14 protein-coding genes are annotated in these 22,982 nt (G+C 70.7%); 5 read left to right on the top strand and 9 right to left on the bottom strand.

The window, feature by feature from the left end; genetic code table 11:
• Positions 1-87: 87 nt before the first annotated feature.
• Complete coding sequence (locus Q4V64_RS52730) at positions 88-1,005, top strand: LysR family transcriptional regulator (RefSeq protein ID WP_124437756.1); 918 nt, start codon at positions 88-90, stop codon at positions 1,003-1,005.
• On the opposite strand, the gene Q4V64_RS52725 is transcribed toward Q4V64_RS52730, so the two are convergent.
• From Q4V64_RS52725 to Q4V64_RS52710, 4 genes are all read right to left on the bottom strand, one after another.
• Positions 1,006-1,347 (bottom strand): hypothetical protein, encoded by a 342-nt coding sequence (locus tag Q4V64_RS52725; protein WP_253266751.1) that lies wholly within the window; start codon positions 1,345-1,347, stop codon positions 1,006-1,008.
• Positions 1,344-1,556 carry a cation:dicarboxylase symporter family transporter gene (locus Q4V64_RS52720; protein WP_253266752.1) on the bottom strand — a complete coding sequence of 71 codons (213 nt, stop codon included), beginning with the start codon at positions 1,554-1,556 and terminating at the stop codon, positions 1,344-1,346. The genes Q4V64_RS52725 and Q4V64_RS52720 overlap by 4 nt, the downstream gene beginning before the upstream one ends.
• Positions 1,557-1,687: 131 nt before the next feature.
• Positions 1,688-3,427 carry a pyruvate dehydrogenase gene (locus Q4V64_RS52715; protein WP_124437757.1) on the bottom strand — a complete coding sequence of 580 codons (1,740 nt, stop codon included), beginning with the start codon at positions 3,425-3,427 and terminating at the stop codon, positions 1,688-1,690.
• Between the two features lie 178 nt (positions 3,428-3,605).
• The gene (locus Q4V64_RS52710) at positions 3,606-4,556 is read right to left on the bottom strand and encodes an NmrA/HSCARG family protein (protein ID WP_124437758.1); all 951 of its coding nucleotides are present in this window, start codon (positions 4,554-4,556) and stop codon (positions 3,606-3,608) included.
• Positions 4,557-4,851: 295 nt separating this feature from the next.
• Here Q4V64_RS52710 and Q4V64_RS52705 point away from each other — a divergent pair, with 295 nt between their 5' ends.
• The 3 genes from Q4V64_RS52705 (at position 4,852) to Q4V64_RS52695 (ending at position 6,610) form a co-directional block, all read left to right on the top strand.
• Complete coding sequence (locus Q4V64_RS52705; protein WP_124437759.1) at positions 4,852-5,160, top strand: GNAT family N-acetyltransferase; 309 nt, start codon at positions 4,852-4,854, stop codon at positions 5,158-5,160.
• Between the two features lie 38 nt (positions 5,161-5,198).
• Complete coding sequence (locus Q4V64_RS52700) at positions 5,199-5,609, top strand: (4Fe-4S)-binding protein (RefSeq protein ID WP_124437760.1); 411 nt, start codon at positions 5,199-5,201, stop codon at positions 5,607-5,609.
• Between the two features lie 83 nt (positions 5,610-5,692).
• A complete protein-coding gene (locus tag Q4V64_RS52695) occupies positions 5,693-6,610 on the top strand; it encodes an NADP-dependent oxidoreductase (RefSeq protein ID WP_124437761.1) in 918 nt (305 codons plus the stop codon).
• A gap of 94 nt (positions 6,611-6,704) precedes the next feature.
• On the opposite strand, the gene Q4V64_RS52690 is transcribed toward Q4V64_RS52695, so the two are convergent.
• From Q4V64_RS52690 to Q4V64_RS52680, 3 genes are read right to left on the bottom strand one after another with little or no spacing between them, the layout of a single operon-like run.
• Positions 6,705-6,950 carry a hypothetical protein gene (locus Q4V64_RS52690; RefSeq protein ID WP_124437762.1) on the bottom strand — a complete coding sequence of 82 codons (246 nt, stop codon included), beginning with the start codon at positions 6,948-6,950 and terminating at the stop codon, positions 6,705-6,707.
• On the bottom strand, positions 6,947-8,524 hold the full coding sequence (locus tag Q4V64_RS52685) for an amidohydrolase (RefSeq protein WP_124437763.1): 1,578 nt from the start codon (positions 8,522-8,524) through the stop codon (positions 6,947-6,949). The genes Q4V64_RS52690 and Q4V64_RS52685 overlap by 4 nt, the downstream gene beginning before the upstream one ends.
• A gap of 46 nt (positions 8,525-8,570) precedes the next feature.
• A complete protein-coding gene (locus Q4V64_RS52680; RefSeq protein WP_124437764.1) occupies positions 8,571-8,783 on the bottom strand; it encodes an MbtH family protein in 213 nt (70 codons plus the stop codon).
• A gap of 215 nt (positions 8,784-8,998) precedes the next feature.
• On the opposite strand from Q4V64_RS52680, the gene Q4V64_RS52675 reads away from it, so the two are divergent.
• Entirely contained in the window at positions 8,999-10,144 is a 1,146-nt protein-coding gene (locus Q4V64_RS52675) for an alpha/beta hydrolase-fold protein (protein ID WP_124437765.1), read from the top strand.
• Between the two features lie 137 nt (positions 10,145-10,281).
• Here Q4V64_RS52675 and Q4V64_RS52670 read toward each other — a convergent pair whose 3' ends face one another.
• Together Q4V64_RS52670 and Q4V64_RS52665 are read right to left on the bottom strand one after the other, a co-directional pair.
• Positions 10,282-11,982 carry an ABC transporter ATP-binding protein gene (locus Q4V64_RS52670; RefSeq protein ID WP_124437766.1) on the bottom strand — a complete coding sequence of 567 codons (1,701 nt, stop codon included), beginning with the start codon at positions 11,980-11,982 and terminating at the stop codon, positions 10,282-10,284.
• On the bottom strand, positions 11,969-22,930 hold the full coding sequence (locus Q4V64_RS52665; protein WP_124437767.1) for a non-ribosomal peptide synthetase: 10,962 nt from the start codon (positions 22,928-22,930) through the stop codon (positions 11,969-11,971). Before Q4V64_RS52665 ends, Q4V64_RS52670 begins: the two co-directional genes overlap by 14 nt.
• Positions 22,931-22,982 lie beyond the last annotated feature (52 nt).

Raw genomic sequence — 22,982 nt, 5'->3', positions numbered from 1 at the left:
GGCGGGAATGCCTCTTTTCGGCAGCCGGTTGGGCTCATGCGACACACCGTTCCATGAGCAACTCTCATACGTCGAAGTGAGCGCACCATGGCCCGTACGACCGACTCCGATCTCGCCCCGCACGAACTGCGCGTCCTGGTGGCGGTCGCGGACACCGGCGGCTTCTCGGCCGCGGCCGGCACGCTCGGTCTCACCCAGTCCGCGGTCTCCCACTCGGTGCGTGGCAGCGAGCGCAAAATCGGTGCCGTCCTCTTCGCACGCGGCCGCACCGGCGCCCACCCCACCCCCGCCGGAGAGCAGGCCGTCGCACACGCCCGCCGCATCCTGCGCCTGCTGGACGTCCTGACCGCCGAGGCGCGCGGCGCGGCCCGGTCCGACTCGGCGGCGGGGCCGCTGCGGATCGCGGCCTTCCGCAGCGCGGCCCTTCACCTGCTGCCGCAGGTCCTGCAGCGGCTGCGCGCCGAGCACCCCGGGATCGAGCCGCAGGTGCGGATCGTGCGCGAGGTGGGGCGTGGCACCGCGGGCGAAGTCGCCGACGGGAAAGCCGACATCGGCATCGCCACACTCGGCGGCTCCGTGCCGCTTCCACCGGGTCTGGTCGCGAGCGCACTTCTTGTGGAGCCGTATGCCCTGGTGCACACGGCGGGCCACGCCGCCCCGCGCTCGCTGCCGCTGGTCGACTGGGCCGAGAACTGTTCCTCGTACACGCGTGACTGGTGGGCCGCGCAGGACTGGATCCCGAAGGCGACCGTCGAGGCCGAGGACGACGGAGCGGTGCTCTCCTTGGTGAGCGGAGGTCACGGAATGGCGATCATGCCCGCGCTCTCCTTGGTCGGAGCCCCGAACTCGGTGGGGATCACCGATCTCGGACCGAAGCGCCCGACACGCCAGGTCGGCTACGTCACCACTTCCGAACTGGCCGGATCGGCCGTCGTGCGCGCCTTGGTGCGGGAACTGCGGGCCACGGTTCCCCAGGTCATGAGCGTTCTCGGCGGCAAGGCTTGATCAGGCCGAGGCCGTGACCTGCCTCCTCCCCCGGCGCGGTGGGGTCCGTCTCCGTGCGAGGGTGTCTTCGTCTGTCGCGAGTGCGTCTTCCCGGATCTCGCCGGACAGCACCTGGCGGGCCCGTGTCAGATCGAGGCCGCGGACCGTGGGCTTCTCGGCACCCATGAACTCCAGCTTGCGCATCAGGCCCGGCAGGGCCGGCTCGGCGGTGGAGGTGCCCAGCAGAGCCACCTTCATGACGAACGACAGCACCTTGAACACCACTGTGGTCAGGCGGTCGACTCCGGCGATGATCGGCTCACCGGCCTTGCCGACGGACTTCAACGCGATCCCGAAGATCACCTGCGGCCCGCCTTCTTCAGGTCCGCGACACCGGCGACGCCTCCGATGATGGTCAGGAACACGATCGGCCCGATGAGCATCTTCATCGCCGTGATGAACGTGGTGCCGATCGGCTCCGTCGACGTGGCCAGATCCGGCCGCTGCCACGCGAGCACGATCCCGATGACGATCGCCACCAGCACCTGCACGTACAGCTGCCGATACCCCACGCGCCCCTCCCGGGATGCCGCGCGTCCGGTGCCGGCTTCGAAGACCCCTGGAGGTGTCGCCGACCGGTGAGGCTCCAGCGCGTGGTGTGGTCGGCGCTGGAGGACACCCGCGAGCTGCTGCCACTGGAGGTTCAGGGCCTCGGAACGTTGCGCAGATTGGCCCTGGCCAGATCGAGCATCTTGCCCACGCCGCCGTTGAGCACCGTCCTGCCTGCCGAGAAGGCGAATCCCTTCACCTGTTCGCCGGAGATGTGCGGCGGGATCGACAGTGCGTTGGGGTCGGTGACGAGGTCCACCAGGCACGGCCCGTCGTACGAGAGTGCCTCCCGCAGGCCTTCGCGGATCTGCGCGGGCTTCTCGATGCGGATGGCGTGGATTCCGACCCCTGCGGCGATGGCGGCGTAGTCCACCGGCTCGTGGTCGGTCTGGTAGTCGGGCAGGCCGTCGACCATCATCTCCAGCTTGACCATGCCGAGGGAGGAGTTGTTGAAGACGATCGTCTTCACCGGCAGGTTGTGCAGTTTGACGGTGAGCAACTCGCCCATGAGCATGCCTAGTCCGCCGTCCCCCGACATCGAGATCACCTGACGGCCGGGGTGGGCGAACTGGGCACCGATGGCGTGCGGGAGAGCGTTGGCCATGGTGCCGTGCAGGAACGAACCGATCACGCGGCGGCGGCCGTTGGGCGTGATGTAGCGGGCCGCCCACACGTTGCACATTCCGGTGTCGACGGTGAACACCGCATCGTCGTCGGCGAGTTCGTCGAGGATCGACGCCGGGTATTCGGGGTGGATCGGCACGTGGTGCTGGACATTGCGGGTGTATGCGGAGACCACGTTCTCCAGGGACTTGGCGTGGTGGCGCAGAGTCCGGTCCAGGTACGAGCGGTCGCGCTTCGCCTCGACCAGCGGCAGCACCGCGCGCAGCGTCTCGCCCACGTCACCGTGCACGCCCAGCTCCAGCGCGGTCCGCCGCCCGATCCGCCCCGCGTCGTGATCGATCTGTACGGTGCGAGCCTGCGGCAGGAAGTCGTCGTACGGGAAGTCGGTGCCCAACAGGACCACCAGGTCGGCCTCGTGCATGGCGTCGTAACAGGCGCCGTAGCCGAGCAGCCCGCTCATGCCGACGTCGTACGGGTTGTCGTACTGGATCCACTCCTTGCCGCGCAGCGTGTGCCCGACCGGCGCGTGCACCCGGCCCGCGAGCTCCATCACCTCGGCGTGCGCGTCCCGTACGCCGGCACCGCAGAAGAACATCACCTTCTCGGCCGCGTTGAGCTTCGCCGCAAGGCCCCGCACCTGGTCGGCCGGCGGTAGGACCCGGCCGCGGGTGGTGACGAAACTGCTCGATCCGGTGGGGTTCGTGGCGGGCGCGTGGGACAGGTCGCCGGGCATGACGAGCACCGACACCCCGTTGTCGGACAGCGCGCGCTGTACGGCGATCCGCATTATGCGCGGCATCTGCGACGGCCGGCTCACCATTTCGCAGTACTGGCTGCATTCGGTGAACAGCCGCTCCGGGTGCGTCTCCTGGAAGAAGCCGGTGCCGATCTGCTTCGACGGAATGTGGGAGGCGATCGCGAGCACCGGGGCCCCGGAGCGGTTCGCGTCGTACAGACCCTGGATCAGGTGGGTGTTGCCCGGGCCGCAACTGCCCGCGCACACCGCGAGCCGCCCGGTCAGCTGCGCCTCGGCCGCAGCAGCCAGCGCCGCCGCCTCCTCGTTGCGCACATGGATCCACTCGATGCCGTCGGTACGCCGGATCGCGTCCACTACGGGATTGAGGCTGTCGCCGACGACGCCGTAGATGCGTTCCACCCCCGCTTGTCGCAGGACATCGATCAACTGCTGTGCCACGGTCGGATTACGCACCAGGGATCTCCTTGAAGGGGTTGCGGTGCCGATCGGTCGGCCCAGTCGCTGATCGGTGGCGGGAATGGCAGGGATGGCGGGATGGACAGCATTGCACGCAGGCGGAGAGTACGACGGCATCCACCCCCAGGGCGCTCCTCGCGCCCGCGCCGCCCGTGCCTGCGAGAGCGAAATTCGCTCAGCTCACCTTGATCTGCGAGGCGTTCTCGGCCAGCCAGTCGTCGAAGCTCTTGAGCGCCGGGTTGAGTTCCCGCACCTTGTCCAGGTCGCGGGCGCCGGTGAACTCCTGGTCGAAGTCGCCGTAGTACTGGAACATGTTGCCGAGCTCATCCGCCGCCGGGATACCGAAGGTGCGGAAGACGTCGTAGGGCACGGACTGGAAACGCACCGGCTCACCCAGCGCAGCCGCCAGCTTCTCCGCGTACTGGTCACCCGTCAGATGGTCGCCGGCCAGGTTGACGGTCTGGCCGACGAACGGCGCGCCGCCCTTGAGAACGGCGAAGGCCGTCCGGCCGATGTCCGCGACGTCCACTCCCGCCATGAGCTTGCCGTTCTCCAGCGGCAGGGTCAGCGTCAGCACGCCGTCCTCACCTCGCTGGGGACCCATCTGGGTCAGGAAGCCCTGGAAGAAGAAGGTGGTGTTCAGGAAGGTGGTCGGTACCCCGGCCTGGCGGAACAAATCGTTGGCCTCACCCTTGGCGTCGAAGTGCGGCACGTTGTACTTGCCCTGGAGAACGGGCATCCGCTCGTCCTCGAGCGGCAGCAGCTCGCGGGTGTCCTCCAGCGTCGACCACACCACGTGCCGCAGCCCCGCCGCCTTGGCGGCCCGCACCAGGACGTTGATCTCCTCGATCTCCTTCTCCGCTGAGCCGTGCGCCCAGAAATTGGTCACCAGGAAGGCGCCGTAAGCACCCTCGAACGCCTTGTGCACGCTCGGCTCGTCGTAGAAGTCCGCCTGGACGACCTCGGCCCCGAGCGCGGCGAGTTCCCGGGCGGCGGGCGAGTCGGGGTTCCTCGTGAGCGCGCGCACCGCGAAACCCGACTCCGAGTCGGCGAGGATCGCCCGCGCGGCACCGCCACCCTGAGCGCCCGTCGCTCCGGCGACCGCGATGATCTTCTGCTCACTCATAGCTACTGCTCCTGCCCGAAGACACCAGGTTGATGCGTCAACAAGAACCGTAGCGCACAGAGGGTGACGCGTCAACCTTTTCGATCGAGGGAAGAGTCCTCGAGCCGACCAGGGCTGCGGAGTGAGAGAAGGGTGTGGTCCGCATCCTCCCCCGGCGTCGCCACCACACCTCCCAAGGTTGACATATCAACGCGAGCTGAATAGCTTGTGACGCGTCAACTATCCAGGTCGCAAACTCGCAGCCGAGCGCCGGGACGGCGGCTGCCTCCAGTTACGGGGCTCCCAAGGAGGACAAGTGACGGTCAAGGTGATCGACGTACCTGAGGCACACCGCTACGAGGCCACGGTGGACGGGTGGTCCGAGGTCGCGGGCTTCTCGCAGTACATCCGCACATCGGAACTGATCGCTTTCGTGCACACGGAGGTCGATCCGGAGTTCGCGGGCCGCGGGGTCGGTTCGGCGCTGGCTCGGGCCTCCCTCGACGAGGCACGCGCCGCAGGGCTGAGCGTGCTGGCCGTCTGCCCCTTCTACACAGGATGGATCGGCCGCCACCCCGAGTACGCCGACCTGCTGTACCAGGCCCGGAGCAAGGTCAGCGACTGACTCGGCCGGCCGGCCAAAGACGCATGAGGGAGACCGGTATGAGCGGCAAACCCCAGCAGAAGGCCTACGAGGCACCGGACATCACCGTGACCTTCGAGGCGAGGCGCTGTCTGCACGCCACCGAGTGCGTCAACAGCCTGCCCGAGGTCTTCGACGCGAGCAGGTGTCCGTGGATTCAGCCCGATGCCGCCCCGGCCGATCGGCTGGCCGAGGTGGTGCGCCGCTGCCCCTCGGGCGCGCTGCAGTACTCACTGGCAGACGGCCGGGAAGAGACTCCGGACCGGCCGACCCGCATCACCCGGACCCCTGCCGGACAGCTGATCGTGCGCGGCGACCTGTCGCTGGACACGCAGGAGGGGACGCAGGCCGAGAGCAGGGCCGTGCTGTGCGGCTGCGGGAGCAGTCAGCTGACGCCGTACTGCGACCACTCCGGCCCCTGCGGCCAGTGACACCGGCGGTGACCGCCGCCCCCCGTTTCCCCGACCCGTTTGCCCGACCCGTTTGCCATGGCAAGAATATGGAGCTGAACACAATGTCCCTCGCAGTTCGATTCTCCGAGTACGGCACCAGCGAAGTACTGCGCGTCGTGGACGTTCCGGCGCCCGTCCCTGGCCCCGGGCAAGTGCGGCTCGCGGTGCGGGCGGCAGGCGTCAATCCGATCGACTGGAAGATCATGCAGGGGGCGATGAGGCAGATGATGCCCATCGATCTGCCCGCGGGCCTCGGGTACGACGTAGCCGGTGTGGTGGACCAGGTCGGGGAGGGCGTGACTGCCTTCGCCGTCGGCGACGAGGTCCTGGGGACCCCACGCACGCCGGCGTACGCCCAGAGCGCGGTCGCCGACGCCGCCGCACTGGTCACCAAGCCGGCCACCATTCCCTGGGAAGTCGCCGGAGCTCTTGCGGGTCCGGGCGGAAGCGCGTGGACGGTTCTGGAACGCCTCAAGGTCGTCCAGGGCGAGACCCTGCTGATCCACGCCGCCTCCGGTGGAGTGGGCACGTTCGCCGCCCAGCTCGCCGTGGCCCGTGGCGCGCGGGTGATCGGCACCGCGAGCCGGGACAACCACGAACGGCTGCGTTCGCTCGGCGTGATCCCCGTCGTCTACGGCGAGGGGCTCGCCAACCGCGTACGGGCGATCGCCCCCGAGGGAGTCGACGCCGTACTCGACGCCTCCGGCCACGGCGAGATCCCGCTGTCCATCGACCTTGCCGGAGGCCCCGAGCGCGTCCTCACCCTGGTGGCCTTCGACGCCGCCGACCTGGGCATCCAGGTCCACACGGACGGAGCGAGCGGGAACGGCGTGCGGGCCCTGCGCGACATCCTCGCCCTCATCGAGGAAGGACGGCTGCACGTCCCGATCTGGCGCACCTACCCCCTCGCGGAGGCAGCCGCCGCACTCGACCTGAGCCGTGCGGGACACGTCCGCGGCAAGATCGTACTGCTGCCGTAGGCCATCGCGGAGCCGCGCCGACCGGCCTGGCGAGGGGCAGGAACGTCACGGCCGGCCGGCGGGCGACGCCGGTGGCGCTGGTCGAAGGCCGGTGCTACCCGCACGGACGGCCCGGGTAGTCGTCGCTCTCGGGTATCCCTGCCGCTCGCATTCGGCTCAGGACCGCACGCCGGACCTCTTCGTCGTCGATGGGCAAGGGGCAGTTGGTCTCCCGGTCGAAGATCTCGGCGCCGACGGCGGTGTTCCAGATGGCCCACCGGAGCTGATGCTGATCGTCCGTCCAGAGGTACGCATAGCTGTCGACGGTGTCCGCTTCCATGGTGTCCTCCGACCCGTTCACGGTGTGGTCTTCTCTGTCGCGCGGCCGTCGACATATGTCGCCACGACCTCGATGTCTCCGATGCGCGACGTATCGACACGCCGGGGGTCGTCGCCGAGCACGACCAGATCGGCGAGCTTGCCCGGGGAGAGGCTTCCCAGGCTGTCCTCCCAGTGGCAGGCGAAGGCGCCGGCGACCGTGTAGGCGTGCAGGGCCTCGTCGACGGTGACGCCCTCGGCCGGGCCGATCACCTGGCCGGACTCGGCGGCGCGCTCGACCATGAACTGGACGGCTCGCAGCGGGGATCCGTCGGTGACGGGGCGGTCGGAGCTGCCGACGAGCGTGATGCCGTGGTCCAGGAACGCCCTGCCGCGGTAGAGCCACGGGGCCCGCTCCTCGCCCATGATCGCCGCGTAGTCGTCACCGAAGTAACGCAGGAAGTTGGGCTGGACGACGGCGCTGATGCCGAGTCGCGCGAAGCGTGGGAGCTGGTCGGGGCGGATCAGGCCGGCGTGCTCGATGCGGTGCCGGGCGGCGGGGCGCGGCCGGAGGCGCTGGGCCCGTTCCAGGGCGTCCAGGGCGATGTCGGCCGCGCGGTCGCCGATCGCGTGGACGGCGAGCTGCCAGCCGGCGAGGTGACCGTCCACGATCGTGTCCGCGAGCACGTGCGGGTCGTCCTGCAACTGGCCCGTGCCGTCCAGCCCTTCGTACGGGCTGCTGAGCGCGGCGGTCCGCGCCATCATGCCGCCGTCGGTGAAGATCTTCAGCGCGCCCAGGGAGAGACGGTCGTCGCCGAACCCCGTGCGCAGACCGAGGTCGAGGGCCCGGGGAATACCGTCGGCTTCGTGTGCGGCGACCGGGTGCAGCCGGTCGGCGGACACCATGAGCTGCACGCGCAGCGGCAACAGGCCCTTCTCACGGGCGAGTTGGTAGGCGCCCAGCTCGACCGGGCTGTGGCCCAGGAGGGTGCCGCCGATGCCTGCCTCGGCGCAGGCGGTGACGCCCTCGGCCAGGCAGGTGCGGGCGGCGCGTCCGATCGCCTCGGCCAGATCCTCCTGGGAGTGGGGCAGGCGCAGTGCGCGGGCGGCTCCCATGGCGCCCTCGGCGAGGAAGCCGTTGTCGTGCGGGGTGTCGGCGGGAAGCAGGTCGAGCACGGCGGAGTTGACGACGCAGCCGTGCCCGGAGTCGTGCATCACGAACACCTTGTGCCCGTGGCTGACCTTGTCCAGTTCGGCGGCGGTCAAGTGGCGGCCCAGGGCCCGCTGGTCGTATCCGGCGATGCTCACCCAGGCGCCGGGCGCGCCCTTCCGGGTGACGGCCTCCTCCACGACGGCGAGTACGTCGTCGATCCGCGTGCGGCCCGCGATGCTCGGGGTGTTCTCCTTGAACCCGGTCCAGGCCAGGTGCACGTGGGCGTCGATGAAGCCGGGCAGCACGGTGGCGCCCTGCAGATCGATCACCTCGCGGGCGGGCAGGGAGGTCACGGCCTCGTCCAGGCCGACGATCCGGCCCCGCCAGATACCCAGGTCGCGGGCGACGGGCCGACCGGGGTCCATGGTGAGGAAGCGGGCGTTGGTCAGTCTGGTGCAGAGCATCAGCGAGGGCTCCCCTGTGTGTCGGCTGCCTTCGGGCCCTGCGGGGTCAGACGTCCATGGACGTCGCGAGGGATCGGGGGCGCAGATCGGTCCAGTGGGCCTCGATGTAGTCCAGGCATGCCTCTCGGCTGTTCTCGTCGAAGACGATCGTCCACCCGCCGGGCACCTCCGCGAAGGACGGCCAGAGTGAGTGCTGGCCCTCGTCGTTCACCAGGACGAGGAAACGGCCCTCGGCATCGTCGAAAGGGTTGGTGCTCATGTTCAGTGCCTCCTCGGGTCCGACGGGGCCGGTGACGGCCGCGTCGAGAGAGGTGGATCGGGGATGGAAAGGAACGCCACGCTTAGGTTAGCCTCGCCTAATCGGGACGACGGGAGCTTAACCGCTCACCTTCCCTCTCACAAGGAGACGTGCATGCCCCTGGTGATCGAACGGGTCCGCGCCGAGGACGGCACCTGCTACCCCACCAGCCGGCCATGACCGATCCCGGCTCCGGCCTCGCGGCCGACACAGAGAGCGCCTTCGTCGAATTCGGCCTGCCCGGTGAACCTGGCACCGACGAGTTCTGGGCAGCGGCGGGCGCACCCGCGTCGATACCCGCCGCCGACGGCGGCTGGACGTCCCTGTTCCTGTGGCGCGGGTCTCCGGCGAGCATCGACTTCGAGAGTTGGCCGGAACAGGTGCCCCTGCGGCGGTGGGGCGACACGGACTGCTGGTACGCCGAGGTGCGCCTGCCCGCGCGGATGCGGGTGACGTACCGGTTCGTCGCGTCCGACACGGGGTACGCCGACCCGTTCAACCCGGTCGGCGCGGGCGGTGACCGGTCCATCGCCGCGACGCCGGACGCGCCGGACCAGCCGCACTGGCCTCTTGTCGGGGCCGATGACGTGCTGCCGCTCCCGCGTACCCGGATCCGCTGGAACAGCGAAAGGCTCGGCGGGCGGCGCACCGTGCGGGTCCACCCGGCGGGCGGCGGCGGGCCGGTGGTCCTGCTGCTCGACGGGGACGACTGGCTGTATCTGCACCCGGCCATGACCGCGTTCGACTCGGCGGTCGCCAGTGGTGACATGCCCGCCGTCACCCTCGTCTTCCTTCCGGCCAAGGACAGGCAGGCCGAGTTCGCCTGCCGACCCGACCTGTGGGAGGCCGTCCGGGACGAACTCCTGCCGCTGGTCGCGGAATCCGGCGTACGCGCCGACCTGGACCGGCTGGTGGTCGCCGGGCAGAGCCTCGGTGGGCTGAGCGCGGTGTACGCGGCGCTGGAGTTCCCGGAGCTGGTGTCCCGTGTCGCCTGCCAGTCGGGGTCGTTCTGGTGGACGCCCGACGCCCTGGACCGGGCGGACCTCGTGGACGGCCCGGTCGGCGGCGCCGTCGCGGCGCGCCTGCGGGACCGTGGGCCCGATCTGTCCGGGCTGCGGGTCGCGTTCGACGTGGGGGAACACGAGAGGCGGATGCTGCCGCACTGTCAGGTGGTTGAGGCCCTGACCAAGGAGGCCGGTGCTGCCGTGGGGGTCTCGCGGTCGGCCTCCGGCCACGACCGGGTGGGGTGGCGGCATGCGTTGTTGAGGGATGTGGCCTGGGCCCTCTCCTCAGCGGCGCCGCCCCGCGAGGAGGCACCGTGAGTCCCTGCGGGCCGGTGCGGGCTGGTCGCGCCCCGCGGCGGGACCGCATATGGATGCGGCCCCGCCCCTGAAAGACTGCGCGGTTCCCCGCGCCCCCAAGAAGACCGCGGCCGTTCCCCGCGCCCCCCGTCAGCAGGTCACCGTGCCACCGCCAGGCAGTAGTCCTCGTCCGTGGCCAGGAGGTTCCGGTGGGTGTCCTCGGCCGTGACGACGCCGTCGTCCAGAACGAGGACACGGTCGGCGGCGTCCAGGAGGGCCGGGCTGCTGGTGATCACGATGGTGGTGCGGCCCCGGCGCAGCTTCGCGACGTTGCGCGCGATGAGCTGTTCGGTGACCGCGTCGACAGCTGTCGTCGGGTCGTGCAGGACGAGGACGTCGGTATCGGCGGCCAGGGCGCGGGCCAGAGACAGCCGTTGGCGCTGCCCCCCGGACAGGTTCGCGCCGCGGTCTCGGACGCCGTGGTCGAGTCCTTCCCGGTGGAGGGCGACGACGTCGGTCAGCATGGACGCCTCGACGGCCTCGGGGACCATCCGGCTGGTGCCCGACGGGTCGATGTTCGTGCGGAGGGTGCCCGCGAAGATCTCCCCGTCGTACGGGTTCACCAGCATGTGCTCGCGGACCGCCTCGATCGACAGGTCCGCGAGCTCGCGCCCGCTGACCCGCACGACTCCCTCGTACGCGTCGGGCGGGACGTTCACGGCCAGGATCGACGCGAGGTCGGCCGCCGCGCGCGGCTGGTAGGCGGCGATGGCGACGAACTCGCCGGCGGCAACCTGGAAGTTGAGCTTGCGCAGGGACCCGTATCGGACGCGGTCGATCTCGAGGTCTCCGCCCGCGGCCGGGCGCTCCCGGCCCGCGGTGGTCACCGGCGGCGCGGTCAGCACCAGCGCCATCCGCTCGGCCGACGCCCGCGCCATCATCACGTACTTCGGCATGTCCGAGAACAGCTTGAGCGGTTCCATGATGAACTGCGCCAGACCCACGGCCATGACGAGCTCCCCGATGGTGATCTGACCGTCGAACGCCAGCCAGCCCGCCGTCAAGGTCACAGCGGCGGCGAGGACCGCGTTGAGGGCCAGCGCGGTGCCCGCGTACGCGCCGTTCACCTTGGCGACGGTGATCGCCTGGTGTTTCGCCTCCGTGCTGACCTTCCGATAGGACCGGAACGCCGCGTGGTTGCCGCCGAAGCCGTGCAGCGGGCGCAGGCCGATGATCAGGTCGGCGACCTTCGCGCCCGCCCGCGCCACCCGGGCCTGCTGTTCCTGGGTACTGGCGCCGATCCGCTTCGACAGCACGCTCAGAGTCGACAGGATCCCGACGGTTCCCACGATCACCAGCAGGCCGAGCCGGACGTCGGCCAGGCCCAGCGCGACCGCCGCGACCAACACCGCGACCAGCGAGCTGATCAGCAGCGGCACCACCTCGATGATGTCGGCGGTCTGGTCGGCGTCCTCGGTGGCGATGGTCAGCACCTCGCCGGACTTGAGGTCGACGTCCCTGGCCACCGGCTGGAGTCCGCAGGCCGCGACCCGCACCCGCCAGCGGTGCGCCTCGGTCGTGTTGGCCTTCTGCAGGACGCGCATCCCGAACCGCCATGACAGCGACACGGTCGTGATGATCACGGCCAAGGCGGCGATCGACAGGCCGAGCGCGCCGAGGCTCCGGTCTTGCATCGTGTGCTCGACGATCAGGCCGAGCGCGATGGGGAAGGCGGTCTCCCCCGCCTGGTACAGGCCCATGAGGACGGTGCCCCAGACCATGGCGCCGATGTTGCGGCGCAGTGCGGTCCGGAGGATGTCGGACCCCGGTCGGGGCCACTGCGTGTCAGGAGTTGTCATCGAGGTGGCGGGCAATCGCTTCCGGGGTTCGCAGGGTGAACAGATCGCGGATCGTGATCACTGGACCGTACTCGCGGCGGAGCAGCCCGATCAGCCGCACCGCCAGCATGGAGTGCCCTCCGAGGGACACGAAGTCGCTCACCGCGCTCACCTCGTCATCGTCCAGGTCCAGTGCCTCGGCGAAGTACTCGCACACGACGGTCTCGGTCTCGGTCTCAGGGCCGCGCTCCCCCGCCGTGGTCAGCGCGCCCAGCGGCTTGGCCTCCGGCAACGCCTTCGTGTCGGCTTTCCCGTTCACCGTCAGCGGGATGCTGTCGACCTGGGCGTAGTGCGTCGGCCGCAGGAAGTCCGGCAGCCCGGCGCCCACTTCCGCGGCGACCGCCGACAGGTCGGCTGAGCCGTCGAGCACGAGGTAGGCGGCCAGCCGGTACGCGCCGTCGACCTGCGGGTCCGGTTGGGCGACCGCGGCGACGAACCGCACCGCCGGGTGCGCCGCGAACACCGCCTCGACCTCGCCGAGTTCGACCCGGTGCCCCCGGATCTTGACCTGCTGGTCGGTGCGGCCCAGGTACATCAGGTTCCCGTCGGGCCGCCGGACCACCAGGTCCCCGGTGCGGTACATGCGCTCGCCGGGTTCGCCGAACGGGCACGCGACGAAGCGGTGGGCGGTCTGGGCGGGCTGCCCGAGATAGCCGCGCGCGATGCCGATGCCCGACACGTACAGCTCCCCGGGAACGCCGTCCGGCAGCGGCCGCAACCACGGATCCAGTACGTACACGTCCGTGTTGTCGATGGCCACACCCACCACCGGGTCCTGGCATTCGAAGGTGCCGACGCCGAGGGTGTTGATGGTGTACTCGGTGGGTCCGTACAGGTTGTAGCCGACCGTCCCCTCGGTCTCGGCGAGCCGCTGCCACAACGTGGGGGTGACGGCCTCGCCGCCCAGCAGCACCAGCGCCGGCCGTCGTGCCGGGTTGTCGAGCAGCCCCTCGGCCACCAGCTGCTGCGCGTAGGTCGGGGTCACGTTGACGACGTCGATGCCGTGCTCGAGGCAGTACTCGACCAACCGGGGGGCGTCACGGCGCAACTCCTCGTCGCAGATGTGCACTTCGTGCCCGTCTGCGAGCCACAGCAGCTCCTCCCACGACATGTCGAACGCGAACGACACCGTGTGCGCGATCCGGAAGACCCGGTGGCCGTGCTGCGCCAACACCGGCTCGAAGATCCGGCGCTGGTGGTTGATCAGCATGTTGGTGAGCCCGGCGTACTCGGTCACCACGCCCTTGGGCTTCCCGGTCGATCCGGAGGTGTAGATCGTGTACGCGGGGTGCCGCAGGCGGTTCGGGTCGTCCGGCGCGAACGTCCGATACGGCTCGGCCTCGGGCAGCGGGCGGTCCAACTCGATCAGGTCGCCGGTCAGCCGGGGCGACACGGCGCGCACGGTGAGGATCACGTCCGGGCGGGCGTCCGCGACGATCGCGGCGATCCGCTCGTCCGGGTGGTCCAGCTCCAGCGGCACGTACGCGGCGCCGACGCGCAGCACGGCGAACAGCGCCACGATCGAGTCGAGGGATCGTGGGATCGCGAGACCCACGGTCCTCTCGGGGCCGATGCCGCGCTGGGCGAGCACACCCGCCACCGCGCGACTGCGGTCCCGGAGCTGGGCGAAGGTCATGGTCGAGCCGTGGGCGACGAGCGCGACCCGCTGCGGGTCGCGGTCCGCCGCCTGGTCGAACCGGTCGACGACCGTGTCCGTGCCGACGACCGTACGCGCTCCCGGCGAGGGCTGCGGCCCCAACCCCCGCAACGCGCCCACCGGCCCGGTCGACCGGGCCAGGTCTTCGAGCACACGCAGGTAGTCGTCGAGGAGACGACGGGCGCCCTCGGTGTCGTCGTCGCGGTGCTCCAGCTTGACCGTGAGCCGGTCGCCGGGCGTGACGACCCATGTGAACGGGTAGTGGGTGGAGTCATCGGCCTGCACCGAGGTGATGCCGTGCCTGGCGTTCATCTCGGCGAACGCGTCCATGTCCAGGAAGTTCTGGAGCACGAACAAGTTGTCGAACAGGGTGTCGTGCCCACTGGCTCGCTGGATCTCGCCGAGCCCCAGGTGTTCGTGCTCCATCGCCTCGACCCTGGCCGTCTGCACGGCCGACAGGTACTCCCGGACCGTGTCCTCGGGCCGTGCCCGCGTCCACATGGGCACGGTGTTGAGCAGCACGCCGACGATGTCGGACAGCCCCTCGCCCTCCCGGCCGGAGACGGTCACACCGAACACTGCGTCGCTGCGGCCCGTGTGTGCGCCCAGCAGGAGGCCGAACGCGCCGGTCAGCACCGAGTTCAGCGTGACGCCGTGCGCCCTGGCCGCGTCCCGCAGCAGTTCCGACTGTTCGGCGGAGAGCGTGTGTACGAGCGTGTGCGGCAGGTCGTCCGAAAGGGCCGGCGCCGGTCCGGCGAGCAGCGTCGGGCCAGGAAGGCCGACCAGGTGCTCCGCCCAGAAGCGTTCCGATACGGCGGGGTCCTTGGCGTCGAGCGCCCGGGCGTACTCCTCGAAGCTCGGCGTGGCCGGGGCCGCATCCAGCGACTCCCCCGTGAGGACGGCCTGATAGGCGTCGAACAGGTCCCGCAGCACGATCTCGCGGGACCAGCCGTCCCACAGCAGCAGGTGGTAACTCAGCAGCAGGCCGTCGCGGTCGTCGGGCAGGCGCACCACGGTCAACCGGATCAACGGCGGCTCAGCCGGGTCGAATCCGGTGTCGCGGTCCCGGGCGCGCAGGGTTTCGACTTCCGCCTCCGTCGCCAACTCGACCGTGCGGACGGCGACTTGTCGCCCCGCACTGAGGACCTGGACCGGGTTTCCGTCGTCGTCGGTGGTGAAGCCGGCGCCCACGACCGGGTGCCGTGCCATCACGTACGTCATCGCCTCGGCCAGCGCGTCGGTGTCCAGCCGCCGGTCGAAGGTGAACCAGCTCTGCGCGACATAGTGTCCGGCCGCGCCCGCCATCTGGGCCTGGAAGAACAGGCCCCGCTGGAGCGGGGTGACCGGTGCCGTGCGCTCGGCCGTCGCCGAGGCGTCCGCGAGGCGTTCCAGGGCGCTTTGCCAGTGCTCGGTGATCTCCTCGGGTATGCCCTCGGCGAGGGTGAAGGTCGCGCGCAGGCTTCCGGTGGCCTCGTCGAGCCATGCGTTGACCTCGACGGCGTACGGGCTGCCCTGGTCGCCGCCGGTGAGGTGCAGCGCCTGGGACTCGCTGCCCCGGCCGAGGTAGTTGAACAGCACCTGCGGGCGGGCGTTCAGCAGCGGCGCGGTCTGCGGATTGAGGTACCTGAGCTGGCCGTAGGCGACGTGCCCGCGCTCGTCCGGCTGGCGTTCGGCGACCTCGCGCGCCGCCGCGACGGGGTCGGTGTGCGCCGTGAGCCGCACGGGCGCTATGGAGGTGAACCAGCCCACCGTGCGGGTGTAGTCGTGGTGTTCCAGCACCGGGACTCGGCCGTGCCGTTCCATCTCGATCGCGAGATCGGTGGGTGAGGACTGGATGTGTGTCAGCGCGGTGCGCAGGGCGCCGCACAGCAACTCGGTGATACCGACGCCGAATGCGGCGGGCGCGGTGCGCGTCACGCGGTCGCTCACTTCGGGTGCGAGCACGACGGTGGACTCGCGCAGCCCCTCGACGGCAGGCAGCAGCGCGGGCGCCTGGAGCGTGCTGAGCCAGTGCCCGAGGGTGTCGATCGCATGGGCGGACTGGAGCGTCAGTGCTTCGGCGTACTCGGCGTAGGACGTGGTCGGCGGCGCCAGAGCCTCGCCGCGCAGGGCGGTGGCCAGGTCGTCCAGCAGGACCAGCCAGGACACCGAGTCGACGGCTGTGTGGTGCACGGTGACCACCAGGGTTCGGCTCGCCTCCAGCCACGCGAAGGCGATGACGTCCCCGGCCTCGGGATCGAGCCGTCCGGCGGCTTCGTTCGCCGCGGTCGTCGCGTCGGTCGTGTCCGGCCGTACGACGGTGACCTCGCGGGCGGGTTCGGTGCGCAGTGCCCACACCCCGTGCTCGACGCGCAGCCGCAACCGGAGGGCCGGGTGGGCGGCCACGACGGCGTTCGCGGCGCGCTCGATGTCGGCGAACCCGATGCCCTCGGGGGCCGCCAGCGTCCTGGCCTGGGCGAACCGGGCGAGCGACCCGCCCAGTTCCCGCTGGCGCAGGATGATCGGCGTCGGCGTCAGCGGGCCGTCCTCGCGGGGGGCGGGTGCGGACGGCGCGGCCTGCGGTGGGGGCGATGTGCGTGTCCCCAGGTGTTCGGCGAGCGCGCGAGGTGTCCTGAACAGGAACACGTCCCGTGGCGCGATCGGCAGGCCGAGTGCCCTGGCCCGGTTGATCACGGTGATGGCGAGGATGCTGTCGCCTCCGGCGCGGAAGAAGTCGGTGTCGGCGTCCACGGAGGCGCCGGGCAGGGTGTCGGCGAAGACATCGACCAGGGCGGCGAGTGCGGAGTCCGGTGACGAGTCCGCGGGCCGGTGGGGGCTGGTCGCGCCCCGCGTCGGAGCCGCGTACGGATACAGCCCCGCGTCCTCGAGGGGCGCGGCTGCGCGCTCGATCAGGGCCTTCCGGTCCAGCTTGCCGTTGACCGTCAGCGGCAGCGCGTCGACCGGCAGTACCCGCCCCGGCACCATGTGCACGGGCAGCTTCGCGGACAACAGGTCGGTGAAGTCGACGGGCACCCGGCCCACGACGTGCGCGACCAGGTGGTCGCCGCTGTCCGCGACGGTCACGGCCACATCGACCACGCCGTCGAGTTCCCTGATCGCGGACTCCACCTCGCCCAACTCGACCCGGAAACCCTTGAGTTGGACCTGGTCGTCGGCACGGCCGACGAACTCCAGCTCACCGTCGAGCGTGCGGCGGGCGAGATCGCCCGTGTGGTACATACGGGAGCCGTCGCCCGCGAACGGGTTCGCGACGAACCGGCCCGCGGTGAGCCCCGGCCTGCCCAGGTAACCGAGCGACACCTGGTCTCCGGCGACGTAGATGGCGCCCACCCGGCCCGGCGGCACGGGCCGGAGCCGGTCGTCGAGCAGGTAGGTGACCAGGCCGGGAATCGGACCGCCGATCGGGCTGACGTCGTCGCCGCAGTCGAAGTCCTCGTCGGTCAGCACCCGGTGGGTGACGTGGACGGTGGTCTCGGTGATGCCGTACATGTTGACCAGCTCGGGCGAGCCGGTGCCGTGCCGATCGACCCAGCCGCGCAGCCGCCCGAGATCCAGCGCTTCGCCTCCGAAGATGATCCGGCGCAGTGACGTGACCGGCTCGTCTGCGTGCCGGTCCGCCTCGATGAACTGGTAGAACGCCGACGGGGTCTGGTTGAGCACGGTCACCCCGCGCTCGCGGACCAGCCGGTGGAAGTCGACCGGGGAGCGGGTCAGCCCGTACTCCGGCACCAGCAGCTCACCGCCGTGCGCCAGCGCGCCCCACAGCTCCCAGACCGCGAAGTCGAAGGAGAAGGAGTGGAACTGGACCCACACGTCGTGCGGGCCGAATCCCATGTCGGGCTGGGTGTTCGCGAGCAGTGTCACCACGCTGGAGTGCGGGACGACGACGCCCTTGGGTCGGCCGGTCGATCCGGAGGTATAGATCACATAGGCGGGGTCATGCCAATCGGGCCCGGGCCCCGGCTCGGTGGTGGCCGGCGGCAGTTCGTCCCCCTGCACGAGCACCCGGGCCGACACGCCCGCCCGGGCCAGCAGCCGCGTGAAACGGTCGCGCTGCTCACGGTCCACGAGGACGACCTGCGGAGCGGCATCGCCGAGGATGTACTCCAGCCGTTCGTCCGGGTACGCGAGGTCCAGCGGCACATACGCGCCACCCGCGCTGACGATCGCGACCAGGGCGACGACCTGCTCGAGGGAGCGCGGGACGGCGACGGCGACCCGTTTGCCCGGGCCGACACCGGCGGCGCGCAGGGCGGAGGCCAACTCGGTCTTTGTCTCGGCCAGTTCGCCGTACGACATGGACCGGGCACTACCGTCGAGGGCGCACTGGGTGACGGCGGTGGCGGCCGGGTCGCGGTGCGCGGCGGCGTCGAACAGTCCGCCCAGCGTCGTCGGGGTGATCCGCGTGGGGCGCCGTTCGCTCTCCGGCGCCAGGTCGTCGACCAGGGCGTCCGGCCGGGTGAGCAGGCCGGTGAGGGTCGAGGTGAACGTGCGCAGGATCTCCTGGGCGCTCGCCTCGCGCAGCACCTCGCCGTCGTAGATCAGGTCGAAGCGCGGACGCCCGTCGAGCGCGCGCTCCACCACCAGCGTCAACGGGTAGTGCGGGGCGCCCTCGTTCACGATGTCGGTGATGACCAGCGTGTCGTCGGGCCCCCGCAGACCCTCCACATCGGTCGCTACGTCGAACACCACCAGGGTGTCGAACAGAGGGCTGCCGGCTCCGGCCTGGCGGCCGATCCTCGCCAGCGAGACATGCTGGTGCGGCAGGACCGCGCTCTGGTGTTCCCGCACGGAGGCGAGCAGGTCGCGGGAAGTGGTCGTGCCAGCCCAACGGACGTGTACGGGGATCGTGTTGATGAACAGACCCACCATGTTCTCGATGCCGGGCACCTCCGCGTCACGCCCGGACACCGTGGAACCGAACACCACGTCCGTGCCGTGCAGGATGCCGCCCAGCGTCACCGCCCAGGCGCTGTGCACGGCCACGCTCAGCGGCACTCCGGCCGACCGGGCGGCCCCGTCGATGTCGCCCTCCGGCTCGACGGCGGTGTCGGCGAACCGGTCGGACGGGGTGTGCCCCTCGGCGACCAGCGAAGGGCCGGACAGCTCGGCGAGTTGCTCACGCCAGACCCGGTCGCTCTCGTCGTCGTCGCGTCCGGCGAGCCGGCGCACGTAGTCGGGGAAGCCGCCGATCGGGTACACGGTGCCCGGCGCGTGGTACTCGGCCAGCAGCGCGCGGAGCATCGGCGGGACCGACCAGCCGTCGGCGATGATGTGGTGCACGGTCTGCACCAGGACGTTCCGGCCGGAGCCCGCGCGGATGAGCGTGTACCGCATCAGTGGGCCGGTGGCCAGGTCGAATCCGGCGCGGCGGTCGCGCTCGGCGTGGTCGCGTATCTCGGCGTCGGTGATGCCGGGGCGGTCCAGCGTGGTGAAGGGCGCCTCGACGCCGCTCTCCAGCACGGAGACCACACGGCCGTCGGCGAGGGCCACGAACCGCGCGGCCAGGTTCGGGTAGAGCGTGAGCAGCCGGGTGGCCGCCGTCGCGAGCCGGTCGGCGTCCACTTCGCCGTCCAGCGTCAGCAGTTGCTGCTCGACGTAGGCGCCCGCCGAGTCGTCGTCGAAGACGGAGTGGAAGTACAGGCCCTCCTGCAACGGGGTCAACGGCAGGATGTCCCGCAGCGCCGGGCCGTCCAAGGCGTCCACATCGGCCTGCGTGAGCGGTACCAGGCCGAAGTCGCTGGGAGAGTGGCCGCCCCCGTCGAGCGCGGCCAGCCCGGCCAAGGCCCCCCGGAAGTACTCGGCGAGGGTCTCGATGTCCTCGTCGGTGAACATCCCCTCAGGCCACGAGATGTTCGTGACCAGCTCATACGCACCCGCCGAGGCGGGTTCGGCGATCGCGTTGAACTCCAGGGGACGCGGCAGCCGCATCCCCGGGTCGCGCTTCTCACCCAACTGGCCCGTGGTGCCCGCCAGTTGCCAGTCTCCGGACGCGCCCGCGTCGAAACGGCCGAGGTAGTTGAACAGCACCTGCGGTGCGGGCGCGTCGAACTCGGTGTGGGTCAGGTAGCGCAGGGCACCGTAGGACACGCCGTTGTCCGGTACTCGGGCGAGGTCCTCCTTGACCGCCTTGAGCGCGGCGGCCAGGTACTCGGGTGCGGTGAGGTCGGCCGCCGCCCCGGGGTCCACGGTCACCGGGAACAGAGTGGTGAACCAGCCCACGGTCCGCGAGAGGTCCGGCTCGAAGCCGGCGGAGCCTGCCACGAACTGTCCTTCGCGGCCGTGGCCTTCGAGTTCGATGTGCGCGAACGTCTGGTCCTGCCCGAGGTCGCGGCGCCACCGGGCGAGGGTGACGGCGAGCGCGGTCAGCAGTACGTCGTTGACGCCCGCGTGGAACTTCGCGGGGATCTCGCCCAGGAGCGCGGCGGTGACCTCGGGGCCGACCGAGACGGTCCGCACCCGCTCCCCCGCGACGGTGTCGGCGTCGGACAGCGCGCGCCTGCCCACGGGTTGGTCCTCGCCAGGCAGGGGACGCCAGTAGTAGGAACTGTCCGCGTCGAACGCGGCGCGCTCCAGCAACTGCGTCCAGCGCCGGAACGACGTGCCCACCGGGGGCAGCTCGATCGGCGTGCCCGAGGCGAACTGCCGCCACGCCGTGGCCAGGTCGTCCATCAGGACCCGCCAGGACACGCCGTCGATCACCACGTGATGGGCGACCAGGACCAACTGCCGTGCCTCGCGGCGCCAGACAGCACGCAGCATCACGCCGCCCGCCGGGTCCAGCCCGCCGGTGGCGAGCGCCACACACTCGTCGAGCGGCCCATCGCTCTGCTGCCACCTCGCGGCGGCCCCGTCCGCCTCCGGTATGTCGAAGCTCCAGCGGTCGCCGCGCACCAGCCTGGCGCGCAGCATGTCGTGCCGCCCGACCACGGCGGCGAGGGTCTCGTCGAGGGCGTCGGGGTTCAGGTCCGCGGGGGTGTTCAGCACCACCGACTGTACGAAGCCGTCGATCGCGTCCGTGGTCTCGCCGAGCCACTGCACGATGGGCGATCCCACGACGGAACCGGTCGCGACATCGCCGTGGTCCACGGTGGAGACGTCTTCCCGGCTCGCCACCGCCGCCAGTGCCCCCACCACGCTGTGGGTGAAGATCTGCCGTGCCGTGACGTAGAGACCCGCGTCGCGCAGCGCGCTCAGCAGGGATATCGCCAGAATGCTGTCTCCGCCGAGCTGGAAGATGTCCTGGTCGACACCGACCTCGTCCAGCCCCAGCACCGCCGCGACGGCCGCGCACACCACGCGCTCGTTCTCGGTGCCGGGCGGGACGAGCGAGCCTGTCCGGATCGCGGGCTCCGGCAAGGCGTTCCGGTCGAGCTTGCCGTTCGCGGTGAGCGGGAACTCCTGCATCACGACGATGTGGGTGGGCACCATGTACTCCACCATGTGCTCGACGGCCCACGCCTTGACCTCGTCCGCCCGCAGGTCCTCGCTCCCGGCGGCCGGGATCACGTACCCCACCAGGTAGGTGCCGCCCGCCGCGTTCTTCTTCGCGACGACGCAGGTGTGCCGTACCCCGGGGTGCTCGGCGAGACCGACCTCGACGTCCTCGATCTCCAGCCGCATACCGCGGATCTTGATCTGGTTGTCGGCCCGGCCGAGGAAGTCGAGCGATCCGTCCGGGGTGAACCGGGCGAGGTCACCGGTCCGGTACAGCCGGGACCCGTCGTCGGCGAAGGGATTCGCCACGAACCGGGACGCCGTCAGGCCGGGCGCGTTGACGTATCCGCGCCCCAGGAGGAACCCTCCCACGTACAGCTCCCCGCCGACCCCGACCGGGACCGGGCGCAGCTCGTCGTCCAGCACGTACAACTGGGTGTTGGGGTTGGCCTTGCCGATCGACGTCGACAGGCGTTCCGCGGCGCCCCGGTAGATGACGTGGGAGACGCCGATCGTCGTCTCGGCCGGGCCGTAGCCGTGGTACATGGGGATGTCGAGCCGGGTGCGGAACCTCTCGTACAGGTCGGGGGTCAGCACCTCGCCGCCGCACCACACGTGCCGCAGGCTGTCCAGGCGGTCGGAGTCACCCGCGATCTCCAGCAGGACGTCCAGCATGGACGACACCAAGTAGGTGAAGGTGACGCGGTGTTCGGCGATCACGCTCAGCAGGTGGTGCGGGTCGCGTTCGCCGCCGGGACGCAGGACCACCAGCCTGCCGCCGGACACCAGCGGCAGGAAGATCTCGTTGATGGAGATGTCGAAGGACAACGGCGCCTTGAACAGCGACGCGTCGTCGTGGCCGAAGCGCAGGATCTCGTCGACCTGCCACAGCAGGCGCTCGCTGATCGCTTCGTGCCGGATCATCGCGCCCTTGGGCCGCCCGGTCGAACCGGACGTGAAGATCACGTATGCCAGGGCGTCGCCGAGGACGGTGACCCCGGTCCCTTCGGTGGGGTAGGAACCGAACCTCCAGTCGTCGAGGTCGACGGCCACGGCTTCCGGTTCAGCCGGGTCGTGCTCGCCCGAGTCGTTGAGCTGTACGACGACCCGGGCGTCCTCGATGACGACGGCCCGGCGTGCGGCGGGCCACTGCGGGTCGAGCGGCACGAACGCGCATCCCGCCTGGAGCACGCCGAGCAGCCCGATCACCATGTCGGCGGAGCGGCCCAGGGAGATGCCGACGACGTGTTCGGGTTCAAGTCCGCGTTCGATCAGATGGTGGGCCAACTGGCTGGAGAGTTCGGCTGCCTGACGGTAGGTCAGCGACCGGTGCTCGTCGATGATGGCGACGGCGTCCGGCCTGGTCCGCGCGTGTTCGCGGAACATCTCCACCATGGTCGGGCGGGCCCGGTCGGCCTGGGTGTCGTTCCACTCGGCCAGGGCCTGGAGCCGCGCCGCCACACTGGACAGGCTGATGGTGCCGAGGGGCCGGTCCGGGAAGTCGGCCAGGTCGTCAAGGGCGAGTTGCGCATCAGCCGCCGCAACGCCGTCCGGAACCGCGATGCTCCGGCCGTCCGCGCCGACCTCCCAACCACCGGGTGCGGCCCCGCCGTTGTCGACCCAGCCGAGGACATCGGCGAACAGAGTGCCGGGGGTGAGGTCGATGCCGTCGGGGCTCCGGCCCGTCGCCCAGTACGACAGCCCGATGGCACACGCTTCGGCGATGGTCCGGTCGGAATAGTCGCCGGTTCGCCGACGCACGTCGGCCAGGCGGGTGGGAGAAAGCTGCACGAGACGAGCGCTCGGTTCCCTCATCGAAGACTCAACGCCCCTTCCAAGTATGAAGTCAGCCCGACCTGAGTCAGGG

Origin of the sequence: Streptomyces sp. NL15-2K (assembly GCF_030551255.1) — a bacterium.
Lineage (GTDB): Bacteria > Actinomycetota > Actinomycetes > Streptomycetales > Streptomycetaceae > Streptomyces.
The sequence above is the reverse complement of the archived record's forward strand: the minus strand, read 5'-3'. Positions and strand labels throughout refer to the sequence as shown.

Bases quoted from the DNA above. Each gene is read 5' to 3' on its own strand.
- Q4V64_RS52730 (WP_124437756.1), top strand. From the start codon at position 88: ATGGCCCGTACGACCGACTCCGATCTCGCCCCGCACGAACTGCGCGTC.
- Q4V64_RS52710 (WP_124437758.1), bottom strand. From the start codon at position 4,556: ATGAGTGAGCAGAAGATCATCGCGGTCGCCGGAGCGACGGGCGCTCAG.
- Q4V64_RS52700 (WP_124437760.1), top strand. From the start codon at position 5,199: ATGAGCGGCAAACCCCAGCAGAAGGCCTACGAGGCACCGGACATCACC.
- Q4V64_RS52695 (WP_124437761.1), top strand. From the start codon at position 5,693: ATGTCCCTCGCAGTTCGATTCTCCGAGTACGGCACCAGCGAAGTACTG.
- Q4V64_RS52685 (WP_124437763.1), bottom strand. From the start codon at position 8,524: ATGCTCTGCACCAGACTGACCAACGCCCGCTTCCTCACCATGGACCCC.
- Q4V64_RS52680 (WP_124437764.1), bottom strand. From the start codon at position 8,783: ATGAGCACCAACCCTTTCGACGATGCCGAGGGCCGTTTCCTCGTCCTG.
- Q4V64_RS52675 (WP_124437765.1), top strand. From the start codon at position 8,999: ATGACCGATCCCGGCTCCGGCCTCGCGGCCGACACAGAGAGCGCCTTC.
- Q4V64_RS52670 (WP_124437766.1), bottom strand. From the start codon at position 11,982: ATGACAACTCCTGACACGCAGTGGCCCCGACCGGGGTCCGACATCCTC.
- Q4V64_RS52665 (WP_124437767.1), bottom strand. From the start codon at position 22,930: ATGAGGGAACCGAGCGCTCGTCTCGTGCAGCTTTCTCCCACCCGCCTG.